Origin of the sequence: Halolamina salina (assembly GCF_042678005.1) — an archaeon.
Classification (GTDB): Archaea; Halobacteriota; Halobacteria; order Halobacteriales; family Haloferacaceae; genus Halolamina; species Halolamina salina.
The window spans coordinates 1-1,308 of record NZ_JBHUDH010000145.1 but is presented as its reverse complement, the minus strand read 5'-3'; the positions used below and the strand labels follow the sequence as shown (position 1 = coordinate 1,308).

2 protein-coding genes are annotated in these 1,308 nt (G+C 72.9%); both read left to right on the top strand.

Translation table 11 applies throughout. The features are described from left to right. Positions 1 to 212 precede the first annotated feature (212 nt). On the top strand, positions 213 to 407 hold the full coding sequence (locus ACFR9S_RS12530) for a hypothetical protein (protein WP_379733358.1): 195 nt from the start codon (positions 213 to 215) through the stop codon (positions 405 to 407). A gap of 3 nt (positions 408 to 410) precedes the next feature. Beyond that, positions 411 to 1,181, top strand: coding sequence for a sulfite exporter TauE/SafE family protein (locus tag ACFR9S_RS12525; RefSeq protein WP_379818797.1), 771 nt, complete (start codon positions 411 to 413; stop codon positions 1,179 to 1,181). Positions 1,182 to 1,308: the final 127 nt, after the last annotated feature.

Genomic DNA, 1,308 nt, shown 5'->3' with positions numbered 1-1,308 from the left:
TGGGCCGCCGCGGGGCCGGCCGCGCCGAGCAGCGCGCCGGTCGCGACCGTCCCCCCGGCGGCGAGGAGCCGTCGCCGTGTAGGCCGTGGCTGTCTATCCGCGTTCGGTGCCATGGGGGCGCCTTGTTGCCCGATTGATTAACCCGGCCCGCCAGTTCCCAGACGGTAGGAATCGGCGGAGGTGCCTACCTGAATGGGACCGAACGGGGGTGTATGTCCGTATCCGCACGAGGGTTGGCCGCCATCGGGCTCGCGGCGCTCGTCCCGGTGTGGCTGTACGCCCTACAGATCAGTGGCGGGGTCACCGTCGCACTGGCGTCGACCACCTGCGTGTTGCTGGTCGTCGGCGGGCTCTACGTCATGTTCGGCCCGCACGACGACGAGGAGTCCGTCGTCGGCAGCGTCTGAGCCATGTCCGGACTCGGCGCCGGCGTCGAGCTCGGGGCGTTCCTGCTCGTCGGGCTGCTCGGCGGCGCCCACTGTCTGGGCATGTGTGGACCGCTCGTGACCGCCTACGCCGGCGACGCTGGTAGCCCACAGGGCCGAGTGACGCTCCGTGACGTACGCCAACAGGGACTCCTGACGGTCGGCCGCGTGGGAACGTACGCGCTCGTGGGCGGGGCGCTGGGCGCGCTCGGGGGCGCGACCGTCGCCGGCGGCAGCCTGTTCGCCGGCGTCGACGTGGTCCGCGGGCTCTTCGGCGTCGCCGCCGGAACGCTCGTTCTCGTCGTCGGCGCGGGCTACATCCGCGGCCGGCCGATCGATCCCGGACAAATCCCGATTCCCGGCGTCTCCGGGCTGTTCAAGCGACTCTCGGGGGTCGCGATCGATCGAGCACGGACGTGGGCCGAGGGGCCGCGGATCGCGCTGCTTGGCTCGATCCACGCGCTGCTGCCGTGTCCGCTGCTGTACCCGGCGTATCTCTACGCGTTCGCCCGCGGCTCGCCGGTCGCCGGGGCGCTCGCGCTGGGCACGCTGGGCGTCGGCACGGCGCCGGCGATGGTTGGCTCGGCCACGATGCTCGGCGCGGTGCCGGCGTCGGTCCGGTCGCGGCTCCACCGCGCGCTCGGCGGCGCGTTCCTGCTGCTCGGGCTGCTCCCGCTGCTGCACGGCCTCGGACTCCTCGGTGTCCCGGTGCCACAGATCCACCTGCCCCACTACGCGGAGGTGCCGACGCCGTGAGCGCGACAGAGAACTGCACGCTCTGTGGGCTCGAAACGCCCGACCCGCCGCTGACCGACGACGGCGTGGACGGGTCGTTCTGCTGCCGGGGCTGTCTGGAAGTCGCGCGGAGCCTCGACGATCCGGC

What these genes read in the sequence shown, in the direction of transcription:
- ACFR9S_RS12530 (WP_379733358.1), top strand. Translation starts at nt 213, where the DNA reads ATGTCCGTATCCGCACGAGGGTTGGCCGCCATCGGGCTCGCGGCGCTC.
- ACFR9S_RS12525 (WP_379818797.1), top strand. Translation starts at nt 411, where the DNA reads ATGTCCGGACTCGGCGCCGGCGTCGAGCTCGGGGCGTTCCTGCTCGTC.